Origin of the sequence: Mucilaginibacter litoreus (assembly GCF_042676805.1) — a bacterium.
Taxonomy (GTDB): domain Bacteria; phylum Bacteroidota; class Bacteroidia; order Sphingobacteriales; family Sphingobacteriaceae; genus Mucilaginibacter; species Mucilaginibacter litoreus.
This window is the reverse complement of record NZ_JBHTHZ010000005.1, coordinates 36,726-53,382: the sequence shown is the minus strand read 5'-3', so window position 1 is coordinate 53,382 and position 16,657 is coordinate 36,726. Positions and strand designations below refer to the sequence as shown.

The following is a 16,657-nucleotide window of genomic DNA, read 5'->3' as shown; positions in this document are numbered from 1 at the left end:
CAAATTACCAACCAGGCATTTTATCTAAATTCAATACGTTTGAGGCACTGTAAAGCGCTTTTACCTGCGCATCTGTATTGGCCGAAAAAGTAAGCTCTGACCAGCTCATAAAGAAAGTCCATTTTGGTTGTGCAGATAATTGCGAGGCTGTTGGCAGCTTATCGCATTCTCCTATGGCAATAGGTTTGCCTTTAGCCGCGGCAAGCATAGTGTTGTATTTAGCTGTTGTATAGCCGCTGCCATCGTATACATCCAACGCGGCTATATCCCAATAATCACCACCGGGGTTATAAGTTGTTGCATCGCTTTCAAGGCTTCCAAAATCCTGGATATCCCAAATCCATACCAGGTTGGTAAGCCCTTTTGTCTTTACCATATAATCATGCAGTTGCTGATATAGCTTGCGCGTGCCGTTTGCTCCCGGCCTGCCACCCCACCAAAATGCACCCTGGTTCATCTCATGGTAAGGGCGCCACAGCACCTCAACATTCTTATCCTTTAACTGTTGCAGGTACACGCAAACTTCATCTACAAGATTTTTCCACTTGGTATTGATTTCCGTCCCGTCGGTCAACAAGTCTGTCCATTGAGCATCAGAAAGCTTGCTTTTTACACCATTTTCATCAAAGCCGCAAGGTTCAGCCAAAGCCGGGTTGCAGGAGTGCCACATAATATTAACTAATGCACCTTTTTTGTATTGATTAACCGCCTCATCAATCATTAATTGGCGGTTATTGATATTATCAGCCTGGAATAGAAAATCACCACTCCATAATGCGGGATACTTTCCGGTTACGCTGAACACTTTATTAGTCCATGCTGCCGGAGTAGCATTTGGCTCGCGATTGTGTATGCCAGACAGGGTTTGTTTGCCGCTTATGCCGTATAAATACCTAAGCGTTTTAAAAGGCGTATTAGGTATTACTACCTCTTCTTCCTGCTCATCGGGTTTAGCAGGCCTGTCAGGTATTGAATTGCCTCCATCCTTTCCGCATCGTACCATAAGCAATAGCACTAAGCCCGCCGCGAAGCTTATCAGCGGAAAATATTTTTTCTTCATTTGTTCAATTGTTAACTTCAACACTTGGTATACTTTACTTTAAAGGTTAGTACCGCGGCACAATATGGCCGCGGTAATTATTTATTGTTTTTTTACATCTATAAAGTACACCCTTGGGCGTTTAACAAACTTATCGTAGTCTGAATAGATATTATTCCAATCGTCGGTACCGTTCAGCTGAAAGGAAAAAGAGTTATCAGTAATAGTTTTAGATTTACCGTTACCCAGATCAACCGTACCGGCACTTAAAAACGATGCGGTGGAAGTTTTGCCATCAGCAAACGTAAAGATGATCTTGTTGGCATTGTAATCATGCACCCATGTACCCTGGCCTTTAGGTATTTTACGATAGAAATTATTTACATCAGTAGCCGGATTAAGTATATACTGAAAGTCAGCATATAAACCATCTGCACCCGAATTGTTCATTACCGTACCGGTTGTATTACCTTCGGCTGTAACGCCTGTGTAGGTAAAAGTTAAGGTATTATCCAGCTCGGCAGCAGGGCCACCTGTAGCCGGCCATACCCAAGGCTTATCCACCATATTTACTACACCACCACCACCATATTCGGGGCCGGTACCACCATATACGATAAGGGCATTTACAGAGAACGTTCCTAACAGAGGCTCAGTAAACGGTACAAGTTCAACCGTCCACTCGCGGGTTTCACCAGTTTCAGATTTTACCGTATAAGTTGCCTGGTTATTACCTGCAACAAAATTTACGGCTTCGCCGGATGCAGGTGAAACGGTTGATTTATAAGATGTCTGGATGTTTGGTTTTACGTTTTCAAAGCTGGTGCCATCCTGCATTAAAACCCTTACGGTAACTTTAGCGTTTGCCCTGTCTACGACAGCAGGCCCTACCTGTACAAGGCCTTCGCCTAAAGTAACCGCTTCAATAGCACGTTCATGGCTCTTAATACCTCCTGAGGGATCTTTTTTACATGCCGATAGAAAAATGACGGCAAATATGAATATATATATTATGCGTTTCATATTGTTAAATCTTAGTTATTATCGTTTAAATTGGGATTTCTATCCACCTCAGATTGTGGTATAGAAAAGAAATAGGCATCGCCGGTGATGGTTTTACCGTACTTATCAACCAATATATTTTCCATATTGTGCGTACGCCTAAGGTCAAACAGTCGCTGTCCTTCAAAACAAAGCTCCCATGAGCGTTCCTGCAAAACAGCGTCTCTGAATTGCTGTACCGATAGCGACGGCGGCAGGTTGCCAAGTCCCGCTCTTTTCCTGATAGCATTTACCGCATTATAGCCTTCTGTTGTTGGGCCGCAAGCTTCTGCATATACCAGCAATATATCCGAGTAGCGAATTATAGGTGTACTACAACTTGTCTGGTCACCCGCCTGCCATCCACTATCATTAAACTTATTGCTGAATGGTCTTGTATAAGAATCGGTAATACTCAGGTTTTGGGTAGGGCCCGTACCAGAGTTTCCGCTGCCAACGTCGTAAATAGTCGATATAATGAGCTCTGTTTTGCGCTTATCGTTATTATCAAAGCTATTGTATAAAGCGGGCTCGGTTAAAAACTCGTTAAAGCCTCCTGGCACAAAAACACCATTTGGTAATTTGAAGTTAAGATTGGGCATAAACATTTTTGGCAGCTTTGAATAAAGCCCTTCGTTTGTGCCTGTGCGGTCGGCAGAAGCATCTAAGATATGCTCGGGACCGTTCTTTTTATTAACGTCATAAATATCAACCAAAACCGGATCAAGGCCATAAACGGTCTGTTCGTTCACTACTTTGCCTGCATACTCTTTTGCCCTGGCATACATCTCGTCGGCATTGGTCACAAAATCATATCCTGGAGAGTTGCTCGCCTTAGCTGATGCAAGCGTTAAATATACTTTTGAAAGTAAACCCCATGCGCCAACCTGGTTTACACGGCCAAGCCTGCGTACCTGGTCCATCATACCAGAGGCCTTTGTCAGGTCATCAATAATCTGGTTATAAATAGCCTGTATGGATGATTTTGGCAAATTGGTTTTACTCGGGTCGTCCACGGGTTCCAGGTGCATAGGTACCGCGCCGAATAACCGTACAAGGTTAAAATAATGTAATGCCCGCAAAGTATACGCCTCGCCTACTATTTCATTGCGTGCCGCTTCCGGCATTGATGTGATCTGAGGCACGTAAGTAATAACAAGATTGGCACGGTTTGCCCCTACATAAGGTAACTGAAAACCCGGGCGTAAAGTTGCATTGACAGGTGTTGCAGAAAGTTTGTCAAGCAATACGTTATCGGCACTTTTACCCGCAGCAATTTCAATATCCTCAGTAGGTGCTTCAGTTAGTGTAATGAAGTTACGTGAATAATAATCAAGGTCGGGCAAAATGGAATAAGCGTATATTAAAGCCGAGTTTGCATCTGCTTCGGTTTTATAGAAATTGGCTGTTGAAAGAAAGCCGTATGGCTTTTCCTCCAGTTGCTTACGACATGCTGTAAAAGAGGTTGCAGCAACAATAAGCGCTATATATTTTATCTTTTTCATGTTATAGTCTTTTTATAGATCAGAAACTCACATTTACACCAAGTGAATACGCGCGCGGTTTGCGGTAGTTACCCCCAAACTGCCCGTTCTCTCCAACTTCCGGATCGAAACTTGGATTGAACTTGGTAAAAGTGTACAGGTTGTTACCAGAAAAGTAAATCCTTAAGTTTGATATACCTTTCACAAAATTTGGCTTGAAATTGTAACCGATATTCACGTTTTGGATACGCAGGAACGAACCATCCTGCACGTACCAGTCAGAGGCATAATTTACCCTTGTTGAGTTTACACTTGGGTACTCGTTAGTTGGGTTGTCAGGTGTCCAGCGTTTTAATTGGGCACTTGGCGTGAACTTTGAAAAATTGAAGATATCATTACCCTGCACTCCATAAAACTGTGCCGAAAGATCAAACCGGGCATACTTAACCGAAGTATTGAAGCTATAGGTAAATTTAGGATTAGGGTTACCAATAATGTATTTGCCATTTTGCCCTACCGGCAGCGGACCGCCTGCAATGTACCTGATATCACCTGCTTTTTGGGTGGTACCATCCACCGGCGAAACACCGCCGTTTTCCTGAACAATGCCATCAAACAAGTAGCCAACAAAAACCTGCGCCGGCTGGCCGTTAATGTAGTAATTTAAAGGTGCACGTATAGCTTCAATATCTCCTTGTGCTGCCTCGATGCTGTTGCCACCGCCAATCTTTAGCACTTTGTTGCGGTTAATGCTTAAGTTACCACCAACATTCCAACTAAGTTTGCCTTGTAAAATCTGCGCGTTTACACCTAACTCAAAACCTTTATTATCAATAACACCATCGTTTATTTGTATGACACTGTATCCGGAAGATAATGCAATCTGGTTCAAACGAAGCAGATCTGTTGTATGCTTAAAGTAATAGTCTGCGGATACTGTAAAGCGTTGATCAAACAAGCCCAGATCCAAACCTATATCCAGCTGTCGGGTAGTTTCCCACTTTAAGCTCTTGTTACCTAATCCGTTAAAAACTTTACCATTTACGTTAGAACCATCATTAAAGAACGGTGGGCCATAACCTGTTTGAAAACCTCCATCGGTAAAATACTTATAACTACCTAACAACGATAATGACTGGTACGGAGATATCCCCTGGTTACCTACCAAACCATAGCTACCGCGCAGCTTCAGTTCAGATATTTGTGGTATGTTCTTCATAAATGCTTCCTCATTTACCTTCCAGGCAACCGCGCCGGTTGGGAAGAAAGCGTATTTGTTATTTTCACCAAATTTGGATGAACCATCGGTACGTGCGGTGAAAGTAAACAGGTAGCGGTTGAGTAACGAGTAGTTAAAACGGCCATAGTACGACTCAAGCACCGTACGGGTAAGGTTATTACCTACCACGTAAGTAGTAGCGCCTGCCAGGTTTTCGTTGGCTAAAATATCATTAACAAAACCCTGCCCTTGAATAAATGAGGTACGAACAGTTGTATTCTCATAACTTGTACCGGCCACAAAGTTGATGTGATGGCCCCGGGCCAGATCGCGGTCATAGGTCAAAAAGTTTTCAACTATGAGGTGGTTTGAGTTGTAATTGCTTACCTGGCCGAAACCCTGGAACTGGTAGCCTGTACCTGTCGCATCGCGGGGTTGGTAATTATCACTGATAGATTCACCATAGGCATTGCTAATGCGGCTGCGCAGGTTTAAACCCTTTATAATATCCCAGCTTACGAAGGCCGAGGTCAGCAGGTCGAGCGTTTTGCTTTTATTAGTAACCTCGTTAGCGATCTGTAATGGGTTACTATAATCATTACTGCCAATATGAAAGTAACTGCCATCTTCATTATAAGCCGGGAATATGATATTGCGGTCGACGGATAATCCCTGTCCGTAATTTTTTGTCCAGGTTGTGATTACATTTACTCCTGCAGTTAAGTTTGACTTTAGTTTTTGCTCGATGTTAACGCGGCCAATGTATTTCTCATAACCGTTTTTAATGGCAAGGCCCTGCTCGTTGTAATAGTTACCTGATATAGAATAGATAGTTTTATCGTTACCCCCATCAGCGCTTAAAGTATAGCTTTGCGAAATTGGGTTGCGGTAAACCAGCTTAGCCCAGTCGGTATTGTATGGCCATGGCTGTTTATTAGTGTCAATACCACGCAATTCTGCAACAGAAGGGTAGTAAGTACCGCCAATTGTTTGCCCTACGTACTGCGGCGCTTCGCCCCCATTGATCCGCGATTCGTTACTTAAGATGGCTACATCAACCGGATCATGGAAAAGATCAAGTTTATTGCCAAGGGTAGATAAAGTGGTAAGCGTACTTAGCGAGATGCGTGCCTGCCCGCTTTTACCTTTGCGTGTTGTGATCAGCAAGACACCGTTAGCACCTCTGGAACCATAAATGGCTGCCGAAGATGCATCTTTTAAAACTTCGATAGATTCGATATCATCCGGGTTTACCTGTTTGATATCTCCCGCATCACCTAAAGGTATACCATCAATAACAACTAAAGCGTTGGCATCACTGCGCGAGCCATAGCCACGCACACGTATAGTTGCGCTGGCACCAGGCTGGCCTGAAGGTGCTATCACCTGCACGCCGGCAATTTTACCCTGTAAAAGCTGATCAACGTTACCGGCAGGCGTACGGTTAAGGTCGCTGCCCTTTATCTGCCCTACCGAGCCTGTAACATCACGTTTTTTTGTGATACCGTAACCTACGACCACTACGTCGTTCAAATCGCGTGTAGCGTTATCAAGCGTTACATCCAATTTGGTTTGCGATGCGCTTAACGCTATCTCGCGGGTTTGCATACCTATGTATGTAAAAACCAAGGTAGCTTGCGGGGCGCTCACCGCTATAGAATAATTGCCCTTTGCATCAGTAACCGCACGGGTTGTGCCACCTTTTACGGCTACGGTTACCCCGGGCAGGGTGATACCAGCCTGATCGGCCACAACGCCTGTAACCTGCCTCTGCTGTGCAAACGCATCAGGTGCGCCAAAGCAAAAGAAAATTACACAAAGAAAAGTTGCGTAAAAAATTGTCCTCATAAATTTTTAATTGGTTTATGAGGACAATATTAAGTATACGGTTCAAAGCGGCTAATCCACTATTGTTGCAATTGAGTACACAATCATGTAAAGTCAATGCTTTTTTGAGTGTACAAGCACATAAGCGGGCAGCTTTACCACACATCAGTGAATAATTATATGATCGTCATTTTGTTGCTGACCGGCATCAATGCCTTTTTCTTTCCAGTAGTTTTCAATATGTTCAAGTGATTTGCCCTTGGTTTCCGGGAGTAGCTTGTAAACTACAAAATAGGCTATGATACAGAAAAAGGAGAAAAACCAGAATGTACCCGAACTGCCTATACTGTGTAATAATATAGGCGTTAACTGGCCCACTATGGCGTCCGCTATCCACATTACCATAATGCTTATGGCTAATGCTCGCCCACGAATTGCATTCGGAAATATTTCTGAAGCGACAACAAACTTTAACGGGCCTATTGAAAAGGCGAAACAAGCTAAAAAAGCCAGTACGCAGATCAATAACCATATACTTGTAGTTGCGCCTGTATAAAAACAAACGCCCGTAGCTATTAACGTTATTGCCGCTCCGGCAGTCCCGTAAAGATACAAAGGCCTGCGCCCCCAACTATCCACCTTCCAGATGGCAATCAGTGTAAACAGCATATTGGCCAATCCGAATATAATCTGGCTCATCAGCGAGTTACTTAACGATATGCCGGCATTGCTTAAGATACTTGGACCATAATAAATAATCGCGTTAATTCCGCTAAACTGTGAAAAGAGAGGTAGTAAAATACCTATGAGCAAAGCTTTGCGCATTCCGGGGGCAAAAAGTTCTTTGTATGACCCTTGAGGTGCATCGGCAACTTTTTCAACCATCCCCTGATTTTCTTCATTACCATATAATTGTGACCTGATATTTGCCGCCTGGGATTTGCGTCCTTTTTGCATAAGCCATCGGGGGCTTTCGGGCACCGCGAACAAACCAAGCAAAAACAAAAATGCAGGTATTGCGCCCAGTCCGAGCATAGCGCGCCATATTTCTTTTTGAAAATAACCCGAACCGCCTGAAGTTTCTACGTAACTCACCAATGTTGCATTGGAAAGATAGGCTACCAATATGCCCAGTGTGACTGCCAGTTGATAGTATGTCACCAACCTTCCCCTGATATTTGCAGGGGCTATTTCAGAGATGTACAGGGGAACTACGTTGGATGCGACCCCTATGCCTACGCCACCTAACAAACGGGCTGCTATTACCCAGAATAATGACGGCATAAACGCACAACCCAAGGCAGAGAGCAGAAATAAGACAGCCGATAATAGCAGTGGTACTTTCCTGCCCATTCTATCACTCAATTCGCCGGAAAAGGCTACGCCTATAATACAGCCAACCAGACCTGATGTTACAAACCACCCTTCCTGGGCTGCGGTAAGATGAAATTGCTTTTCAATCAACGGCAGTACGCCTGATATCACAGCAATATCAAACCCGAAAAGGAAACCACCAAGGGATGCCACAAGGGTGATGGTGCTTAATTTTAAACCTTTTGTTTCTCTCATAATTTAACTTTACAATTATTTAGGTTTCGACATGGATGGCGGTGCGTCTCCTTGTTTGCTGCCCCAGCTTTCGTTAGGTTTTGGCCCCATCAGCAACACCAGTTTACCGCCATTTACCACATCCTGGTGATATATCCATGGCTTTGTAAGCGGCTTGTCATTAAACGTTGCCGATTGGATGTATTGGTTCTCGTCGGACGTGTTTTTGGCTTCTATAGTAAACGTTTTGCCCTTGTAATATTGGGGGTCGAGGTTTATTGTTACTTTCTCAAACAACGGGCTGCCAATTTCATAGAAGGGTTTGATAGAAGCGCCGCCATCGGTTTCGAACAGGCCCATTGCCGACATAACATACCAGGCGCCCATCTGACCTTCGTCTTCGTCGCCTAACCAGCCGTGATAGGGTGTGGAGCCATAGTACCTGCTCATGATCTCCCGTGTCCATTTTTGTGTCAACCATGGTTTACCCGAATAATTGAACAACCATGCTGCCTGCATATTTGGCTGATTGCCGTGGTTAATAGGTACCAGATCATACAAGTCGCCATCGGCATTAAAATTGAACCTGGCAGATTTTTCGAACCCCTCATTTAAGCGGTTGTTGAATTCATCCTTACCAACCCTGTTGATGACACCCTGCACATCATGCGGGTTAAAGAAAGTATATTGCCACGCGTTTCCTTCCAGATAGCCCGGCCCATCAAAGGCGGTACAGCAATAAGGCGACCAATCTTTCACCCAGCTACCATCACGGTTTTTCATGTGGACATATTTAACGGCAGGATCAAATACATTTTTATAGTTGTCGGCACGTTTTATAAATATTTGATACTCCTTTGCCTTACCCAAAGCCTTGCAAAACTGAGCAACGCACCAGTCATCATAAGCGTATTCCAAAGTATTTGAAACCTGGCCCTCCTCGTTAGGAACATAGCCCAGCTTTAAGTAAGATTGATAATATTTATTTCCTGCAAAACCATTTTCAGGTGTTTTTACGCCAGGGGTGGTTTGCTGATGTATCATTGCTTCAAATGCCAGGTTTGAATCAAAATCACGAATGCCCTTTTGGTACGCACTTACAATCAGTGATATTTCATGCGAGGCCTCCATTATACCAGAGTACTCGATACCTGCGGGGCCTTTTGGCAACCATCCGCCGGTTTTATACATTTCAAGAAATGAACGACTCCATTTGCTTGCAATATCCGGATTAACCAGCGTCCAAAGCTGATTGAGGTTCCAGAATGTGTTCCAGAACGCATCTGAGCCTAATACAGGCGAGTTAGGATCTACCTGCCGCTCTTTTTCGTTAGGATCGATATACTTACCATTTACATCACTCCAGGTAGTACGAGCTACATAGGAACGATATAAATTAGTGTAAAATTTCTTTTTGTTTTCCTCACTGCTACCCTCCACTTTTATTTTGCTCAGTAATGTATTCCATGTATTACGGGCATTTTGATGCACTGCTTCAAAATTCCAGTTGTATGGGTCCATCTCCGTTTGCAGGTTGAGCCTGGCCTGATCAATACTTACCAAAGATATTGCCGACTGCATTTGAATTACTTCACCTTTTTTTGTTTTAAAGTCGGCGTAAGCGCCCATTTTGCCTTTTCCGGCAATCTGTTTTACATCTTTTATAGCCTTAGCTCCTATCCAGCCACCAAAAGCTTCAATGGGTTTGTCAAACCTTACCACAAAATGAACTGTATATTCCTGCCAGCTCCACTTTTGTTTGGAGTATCCCTCAATCTCATGATCATTTACCCATTTAAACTTCCCATCTAAAACTTCGGCTGTATTTTCGAATGGTACGTCAAGGTCTAACAGGATATGGGCTTTCTCTTCTTGTGGATATGTAAACTTGAAAAAACCGGCGCGGGTGCTTGTAGTAATTTCAGTAGTGATATCGCCATTCATCAGCTTGACGGCATAATAACCCGGGCTGGCCTTTTCAGTTTCCTTGTAGACACGTGAACGGTATCCGGTTGTCCATCCCGTGGTAGGGCCATCAGCCGGGCCACGGCGGGTATTTAAAACGCCTACAGTTGGCATTATGGATAAGCCGGCCATAGTCCAGGAGTGTATATGGCTAAAGCCACCTACATTGTTCAATGTATATTCATAGCCAGACTTCCAGACACTCCCCTGGTTGTCTGGCCCCAGTTGCACCATACCGAATGGCATAGTAGCATAGGGCCCTAACATCCAGCGCGACTCTGAACTGCCTATAAGCGGGTCGGCGTAGTCAACCGGTTGCTTCTCCTGCGCCTTTGTTACTAACGTAAAGCACAACAGCATAGGTAAGGTTAGCTTTTTAATACATGACATCATCTCTATCAGGTTTTATGGTTTCAAGAAGGCCTTAACCACTTTAGCTTTACCGGCCCCCTTGTTAATCAGTGTATATGATTGCGCTGCAGCCGGCACTACAAATGTTTCAGCATAATGATACGTATTTTCGGTGCCATTTGCAGTTTGTATGATTACAGAAGTGCCCTCAACCAGCATCAATACATGGCATGAGCCCGCTGTTTCAACCTTTACTTCTGAATCAAACTCCAGGCGGTGTACATCATAAAAATGATCGGCATGCGTAGGTACATGGACAATCTCCCAATCCTCCCCTTTTTGTATGGATTGTTGTTTGGAGATCAGCTCCTGGTTTACCCTGCCTCCTTTGCGCTCAAAATTGAGGTTATTAAAAGCATGGTCAATGTTAATCGCCCGGGGTTTACCATTAAGATCAAGCCTTAGCCAATCGTACATTTTAAAGGTAAAAATATAAGGCGTAGCGCTTATTTCAAGTACCAGGTTACCCGCACCGGCACTATGTACAGTGCCATTAGGTATCAGGAACAGATCATGCTTGTTTGCCTGGTGTAATTGTACGTATTCGGTAATTTGTATTTCCTTACCGTTATCGCGGCTATCTTCCAGTACTTTTTTAAAATCCGCAGCATCAATATTTTCCTGAAAGCCCAGGTACACATTAGCCTCAGGCTGGCAATCAAGAATGTAATAGGTTTCATCCTGTGTTATTGTTTCGCCAAAATGCTCCTGAATATATTTTAAGGTAGGATGGCATTGAATAGACAGGTTCCCCCCGTCCCAGGTATCTAAAAAGTCGAACCTTATCGGGAACTCATCTCCAAATCGCTCAGCAAAATCGCCCAAAACGGCATCCCGTTCCTGGAACATCAAAAAATCGAACGAAACTTCAAGCAGGTTACTGTCACTTTCAAAAACCACTCCGTTTTCAGGCACTATCAGCTCAAAAGACCATGCGTAATTCACTTCATCGGGGTTAAGCCCTGCAATGTGTTGTTTCATCCATTGTCCGCCCCACGCTCCTGGTTCAAACCATGGCCTTACCCTAAAAACGGTTGTTCCAATATGATGTAACGCGTTTTTCAGATCACTGCCTTGCATCCAGTTAAGCGTATCCTTCCATTGCGCGTCACCAATTATTTCGATATTATTAAGTATTTGCTTTTTGTGATTATTAAGCACTACCCAGTCAACGAAATAAAAGCGCTTATACATTTCACTACTATTGTTTGCTGACACGGCTCCTAAATTATTAATCACGCCAGCGCGCATCCTTAACTGCAATTCATTTTTAGGCAGATCAAGATAAACGAGATGTGCTTTAGGTGCAAGTTCGGCTGCGCCTACACCCAATATAATGGTCAAATCATAATTGTCATCAGGGTAGATTATGCTTTCAAAATTGTAAAAATCACTTAAAGTAAGTTGAGCACGTGTGCCCCATACCGAGTTAGGAGTGCCAATATATGGCGCTACAATTTTTTCAATCTCTACTTGTGACTTGATAAAATCGTCAGTACTGATCCATCTAACAGAAAGATTTGCATTGTTAAACTCTTGTGCGAGTTGGTTTTTAACATCATTCCAAAATACACCTGCATAACCATCAATGGCAACAAAACCTTGCTTATGAATCCATGACGCCAAAGTACTGTACCCACTATAAATTTTACCTGAGCCGATTTTATGAGTTGGATACAAGTCATAAGTATTAAGCGTTTTTCCAGCCAACCTCTGGGGCATTAAAGGTTGTTTACTCATTCTCCAGTTTGTATCTGCAATATCATTCATCGGGCTTATGTTATTTATTAATTATATAAAAAAGTAATTTTTATAAAAGTGATGTTTATCAGATTAATTTTAAAGATAAAAAATCACAATATGTTCAAACATATAAACATGGTTATGATTAGCCAAACATTTTTTTATTTTTGTTCAGGTTATATGAATGGCTGCAAGGCATTATAGCATAGTAGCTTTTATCAGTTATATTTGAGCCCCTAACGGTATGAATTTTTATCACAATGAAATTATACATCAATCATAAAAGCCCTGTGCCGTTACATGTACAGGCAGAAGAGCTTTTACGTAAAATCATTACCGACCCCCAATATGCCAATGGCAAGCTATTGCCTAATGAAGTAGACCTCGCAAAGCAACTGGCCATATCCCGTACTACATTGCGGCAGGCGCTTAACAAATTGGTATATGAAGGTTTACTCATTAGGAAAAAAGGAATAGGCACCAAAGTAGCGGGTGCGCAGGTTAGCTCAAAATCAAACAACTGGCTAAGTTTTTCGCAGGAAATGAATGCCCGAGGCATACCTATCCGTAACTTTGAGCTTCATATAAGTTGGGTTAACCCTGATGAACAAATAGCCAACTTTTTTGAAATAAGCGCATCAAAGAAAATATTAAAATTAGAAAGGCTGCGCGGCCGGGCAGAAGGCCCTTTTGTATACTTTGTATCTTACTTTCATCCGCGTGTTGGGTTAACCGGAGATGAGGACTTCAAACGCCCACTTTACGAGATTTTAGAAACCGATCATTCGGTTATTGCAAACCTCTCCAAAGAAGAAATAAGTGCCAAAGCGGCCGATAAATTCATTGCAGGCAAGCTTGAAGTTGACCTGAACACTCCTATACTTTTTCGCAAAAGGTTTGTTTACGACCAGGGCGACCGGCCGATAGAGTTTAACCTGGGTTACTATAAGGCAGACAGCTTTGTTTATACCATTGAAAGCAGAAGGGAATAATACATACTTTAAAAGATGTGTATATATAATTCCCTTTAACTTTTAACGGATCACTTGCCAGCTTTTTATAAAGTATCTGTTAAACTTATACTTTCCTTTACGGTTTGCAGTGCCTTTCCGGCTCTTGTAATTTAGTGATATAGTGTTATAGCCGCCTTTATTATAGTCAAACGTAACGCCATCATCCTCAAATAAGCTGCCGGTTGCCTCATTCCCATAAACACGGCAGGTTATTTCAAACTTTGTATCAGCAGACACGTGTTCAACCGGTTTGGCAAGTGGTAATATCGTACCTTCTTTAATAAATATGGGTAACTCGGTAAATGATGTAGCTATGGTATAAGTACTGTCGCCGGCCAGCTTTTCACCTGTATTAAAATTATACCAGTTACCGGCAGGCAGGTATACTTTGCGTTCGTTTTGCTTTTCGGTAAGTGGCGCCGCTAATATGCTTTGCCCTATCATGTACTCATTGGACACATTGTATGTTCTTTTATCATTAGGATAATCTACTACTAAGGCCCTGAAAGGCGGAATGCCCTTGTAATGGTAATCTGCAAATGCGTCGTACAGGTAAGGTATCAGGCTCATCCTAAACTCCAGCAGTTTACGAACATCAGCTTCAATTTGCTTTGAGTTATCCATCAGCTGATTTTTATTATTTTCGTCTATTTTGATCTGCAGCCATGGTGGATTTTTAAGGTACCAGGAGTTATAAAGCGTTTGGGCCGACAAAACCGCCGTTTGGCTGCGTCGCATAAGATCAGCAATAGTGCTTGACTCACGCACTTCCGGCGACCATAACATACCCGAAAAACCAGAGTTAACTACCATCCTGATGTATTCATCATGATCGTAAGTATCACTATATAAAACAGCCGGATAAGATGATGCGAATGCGTTTGAGGCCCTTACGTCGAGATAAGTCCTGATATTTGCATGTTTATATATATTGTAAATGCTTTTTTGATATAGCAAACCGAAAACCTGGTGCATTTGCTCACCATCAATACCAGACGGAAAGCGGCTATGCTCCGGAAAGCTCCAGGTTGCATTGCCGAAAGAAATATTTGAATTATCACACTCGTCCATTTTAAAGCCTGAGATGCCCTCTTTAACAAACGTTTTATCATGATATGCGGCAAATATGTTTGCGGAAGAAGTATCAGCAAAATCAGGAACCAGGCCACCCCATACCAGGTAGTCGCCAGAACGCTTTTTGAGTGGTGTATACAACGGAGAAGCCGGATTAACAAAAGCATGCTCCCATAAGTTTAACTTAAAACCCTGCAACTTCATGCTGTCAATCAACCGTTTTGGCGCCGGGAAGTAAGCAGGATTCCAAACATAAGAGCAGGAGTAGGCAGTTGTTTGCCACTTAGGCTCCAAACCCAACACATCGCACGGGATGTGATTATTACGAAAATAATTAGCGATATTCTTTACCTGGTCCTGCTTAAAATCAGCCTTAACCCGGTATTTAACACCTAAGCCCCATATAGCTGGCATGGCGCCACCACCCGAAAAAAGATTATAACGCTGCATAACGCTTATCATATCAGGCCCTTCAAATACAAATACCTCAATACCTTTTGCACCGGGTATATCTGCTTCCACGTAGCCCTCGGCGTTATTTTTATTACTGTAAAGCTCCTCTACAGAATTACCTCCACCCGTAGCCTTAGCAATGTTGTTCGTTGCCAAATTTTTTTCTGTGGTGCCGCAGTAAAAAGTAGTATAACGCGTTGTGTTTATTAATATACCGTACCCTTTATTTGAAATGTAAAATGTAGTGGGGCCATGAGTGTAACCTAAATCATTTGACGGATTATCATTTACAATAGGCTTTTTGCGCAAGCCACGCTGGTTAAAAGATCCTATCTGCAAACCAAAGCCATACAATTGCTCATCTGCATCCAAAGGCACATCAACTAAAACGCCCCTATCTGTAATCTGGACAGCTATGTTGTTGATATCAAATGGCAGCTTGCCAGCTTTTAACTTTTCCATAGCCGCTGTTTGCGGTTTTTCATCACAAAAGCTGTAAGGGGTAAACTTATCAATTGAACCGACAGTGATCTTTTTGACTCCCGGTGCAAGTTCTGTTACCTGTTTACTCTGCCCAAATAAAGCTGTACAGTAACTTAATACAACTATGCAGATATAAAAGCGCCTTTTAATTTTTAACATGGATAATGATTATTTGGGATAGATGATTATTTAATTGAATTTGGAAAAGCTTTTAACAAGCTTTGGGCTTCTTGTTTGGTTATTTGCGAAACACTACCATGCCTTGCATCCGGCGGCAGCGATATGTTATTTTCGATAGTCCAATGCATCAAGTCGGGCGATGATGAGATACCATATTTATCCGCCATAGGGTAATCATACAACAATAACCACCCTTTAGGGTTCACAGGATCAGGCATAATACTCGGGCCTTCAGTAATAGCAGGCACTATCTGTCCATTGTTCAGTGGCCCTTCATAAACCTTATACGGGCCTTCCAGGTTCTTGGAGGTAGCTAATCTTATAGCTCTGCGCTCACCTGTCTGGGCGCCAAACATTTCTTCTTTGTGAAACAGGTAATAGGTTCCTTCATGCTTAAGAAGCGTACCATCGATAACCGAGTAAGGCGGAGCAAAAAGAACTTTAGCTGGTGTAAAAGTTTTCCAATCGCGGGTTTTACAATACCACAACCTGCTTTTTTTCCATCCAGCATCTTCAAAGGTTGATGACCAGAAAAGCGTATATTCCTTGGTAGCTTCATCATAGTAAAACTCGGGTGCCCATATATTACGCACCATATTACTATTTTCATCACGTATGTCTTTCATCAGGTGCAGATAGCTTTCCGCTTTCCAATGTACCAGATCTGTAGAAGTTGCGTATAAACAAGTTGGCCCATATTTTTGCCTGTCCTCTTTTGAGCCACCGCCGCCGGTAGCTATTAAACGCCACAGACCGTCTGTGCCCCGGTGTATAAACTGATCGCGCATTTGCTGATCCCATATCGGCTTGTTATTATTTAAAGAAGTCCAGTGCCTTCCATCAGTAGACAGGGCTATGTGTAATCTGGCATTCAGCATTGGGTTTGGTAATGGTACTTCAACTGTTTTACCTTGTGGGTCTATCTCGATACGAGTTGGATATCGTTGCCTGAAGTAAGTAAGCATCCATATTTGCGTGCCATTTTTATCAATAGCCTGATTGATACCAGATGTTTGTGCGAAAGAAGTATGAAAACATGTAATGATCAGTATAAGTGTAACAATTTTCATAGGTAATAATTGATATCGGACATCATAAGCAATAGACGCAGGCAAGATAACTTTCCGCGACCTTAAAATCAAGGTCTGTAAAGTAAAAAAGCCCGCTTTAAAAGCGA

General features: G+C 42.8%; 10 protein-coding genes. 1 reads left to right on the top strand and 9 read right to left on the bottom strand.

The genetic code is table 11. From position 1 onward, the window contains the following. Positions 1 to 4 precede the first annotated feature (4 nt). From ACFQZX_RS08355 to ACFQZX_RS08325, 7 genes are all read right to left on the bottom strand, one after another. Positions 5 to 1,060 carry a glycoside hydrolase family 26 protein gene (locus tag ACFQZX_RS08355; protein WP_377113711.1) on the bottom strand — a complete coding sequence of 352 codons (1,056 nt, stop codon included), beginning with the start codon at positions 1,058 to 1,060 and terminating at the stop codon, positions 5 to 7. An 81-nt stretch (positions 1,061 to 1,141) separates the two neighbouring features. Then, positions 1,142 to 2,062, bottom strand: a complete 921-nt coding sequence (locus ACFQZX_RS08350) for a hypothetical protein (RefSeq protein ID WP_377113708.1) — start codon at positions 2,060 to 2,062, stop codon at positions 1,142 to 1,144. 11 nt (positions 2,063 to 2,073) lie between these two features. Next, positions 2,074 to 3,585 carry a RagB/SusD family nutrient uptake outer membrane protein gene (locus ACFQZX_RS08345; RefSeq protein WP_377113706.1) on the bottom strand — a complete coding sequence of 504 codons (1,512 nt, stop codon included), beginning with the start codon at positions 3,583 to 3,585 and terminating at the stop codon, positions 2,074 to 2,076. Between the two features lie 19 nt (positions 3,586 to 3,604). Next, positions 3,605 to 6,631, bottom strand: a complete 3,027-nt coding sequence (locus ACFQZX_RS08340; RefSeq protein WP_377113704.1) for a SusC/RagA family TonB-linked outer membrane protein — start codon at positions 6,629 to 6,631, stop codon at positions 3,605 to 3,607. Positions 6,632 to 6,775: 144 nt separating this feature from the next. Further along, positions 6,776 to 8,179, bottom strand: coding sequence for a sugar porter family MFS transporter (locus ACFQZX_RS08335; RefSeq protein WP_377113702.1), 1,404 nt, complete (start codon positions 8,177 to 8,179; stop codon positions 6,776 to 6,778). 15 nt (positions 8,180 to 8,194) lie between these two features. After that, complete coding sequence (locus ACFQZX_RS08330) at positions 8,195 to 10,516, bottom strand: GH92 family glycosyl hydrolase (RefSeq protein ID WP_377113700.1); 2,322 nt, start codon at positions 10,514 to 10,516, stop codon at positions 8,195 to 8,197. 12 nt (positions 10,517 to 10,528) lie between these two features. Further along, the gene (locus tag ACFQZX_RS08325) at positions 10,529 to 12,304 is read right to left on the bottom strand and encodes a class I mannose-6-phosphate isomerase (RefSeq protein WP_377113698.1); all 1,776 of its coding nucleotides are present in this window, start codon (positions 12,302 to 12,304) and stop codon (positions 10,529 to 10,531) included. 233 nt (positions 12,305 to 12,537) lie between these two features. Here ACFQZX_RS08325 and ACFQZX_RS08320 point away from each other — a divergent pair, with 233 nt between their 5' ends. Then, a complete protein-coding gene (locus ACFQZX_RS08320; protein WP_377113695.1) occupies positions 12,538 to 13,269 on the top strand; it encodes a GntR family transcriptional regulator in 732 nt (243 codons plus the stop codon). Between the two features lie 42 nt (positions 13,270 to 13,311). Here ACFQZX_RS08320 and ACFQZX_RS08315 read toward each other — a convergent pair whose 3' ends face one another. Further along, on the bottom strand, positions 13,312 to 15,459 hold the full coding sequence (locus tag ACFQZX_RS08315) for a glycoside hydrolase family 31 protein (RefSeq protein WP_377113693.1): 2,148 nt from the start codon (positions 15,457 to 15,459) through the stop codon (positions 13,312 to 13,314). A 26-nt stretch (positions 15,460 to 15,485) separates the two neighbouring features. Further along, the gene (locus ACFQZX_RS08310) at positions 15,486 to 16,550 is read right to left on the bottom strand and encodes a glycoside hydrolase family 43 protein (protein ID WP_377113691.1); all 1,065 of its coding nucleotides are present in this window, start codon (positions 16,548 to 16,550) and stop codon (positions 15,486 to 15,488) included. Between the last annotated feature and the right edge of the window lie 107 nt (positions 16,551 to 16,657).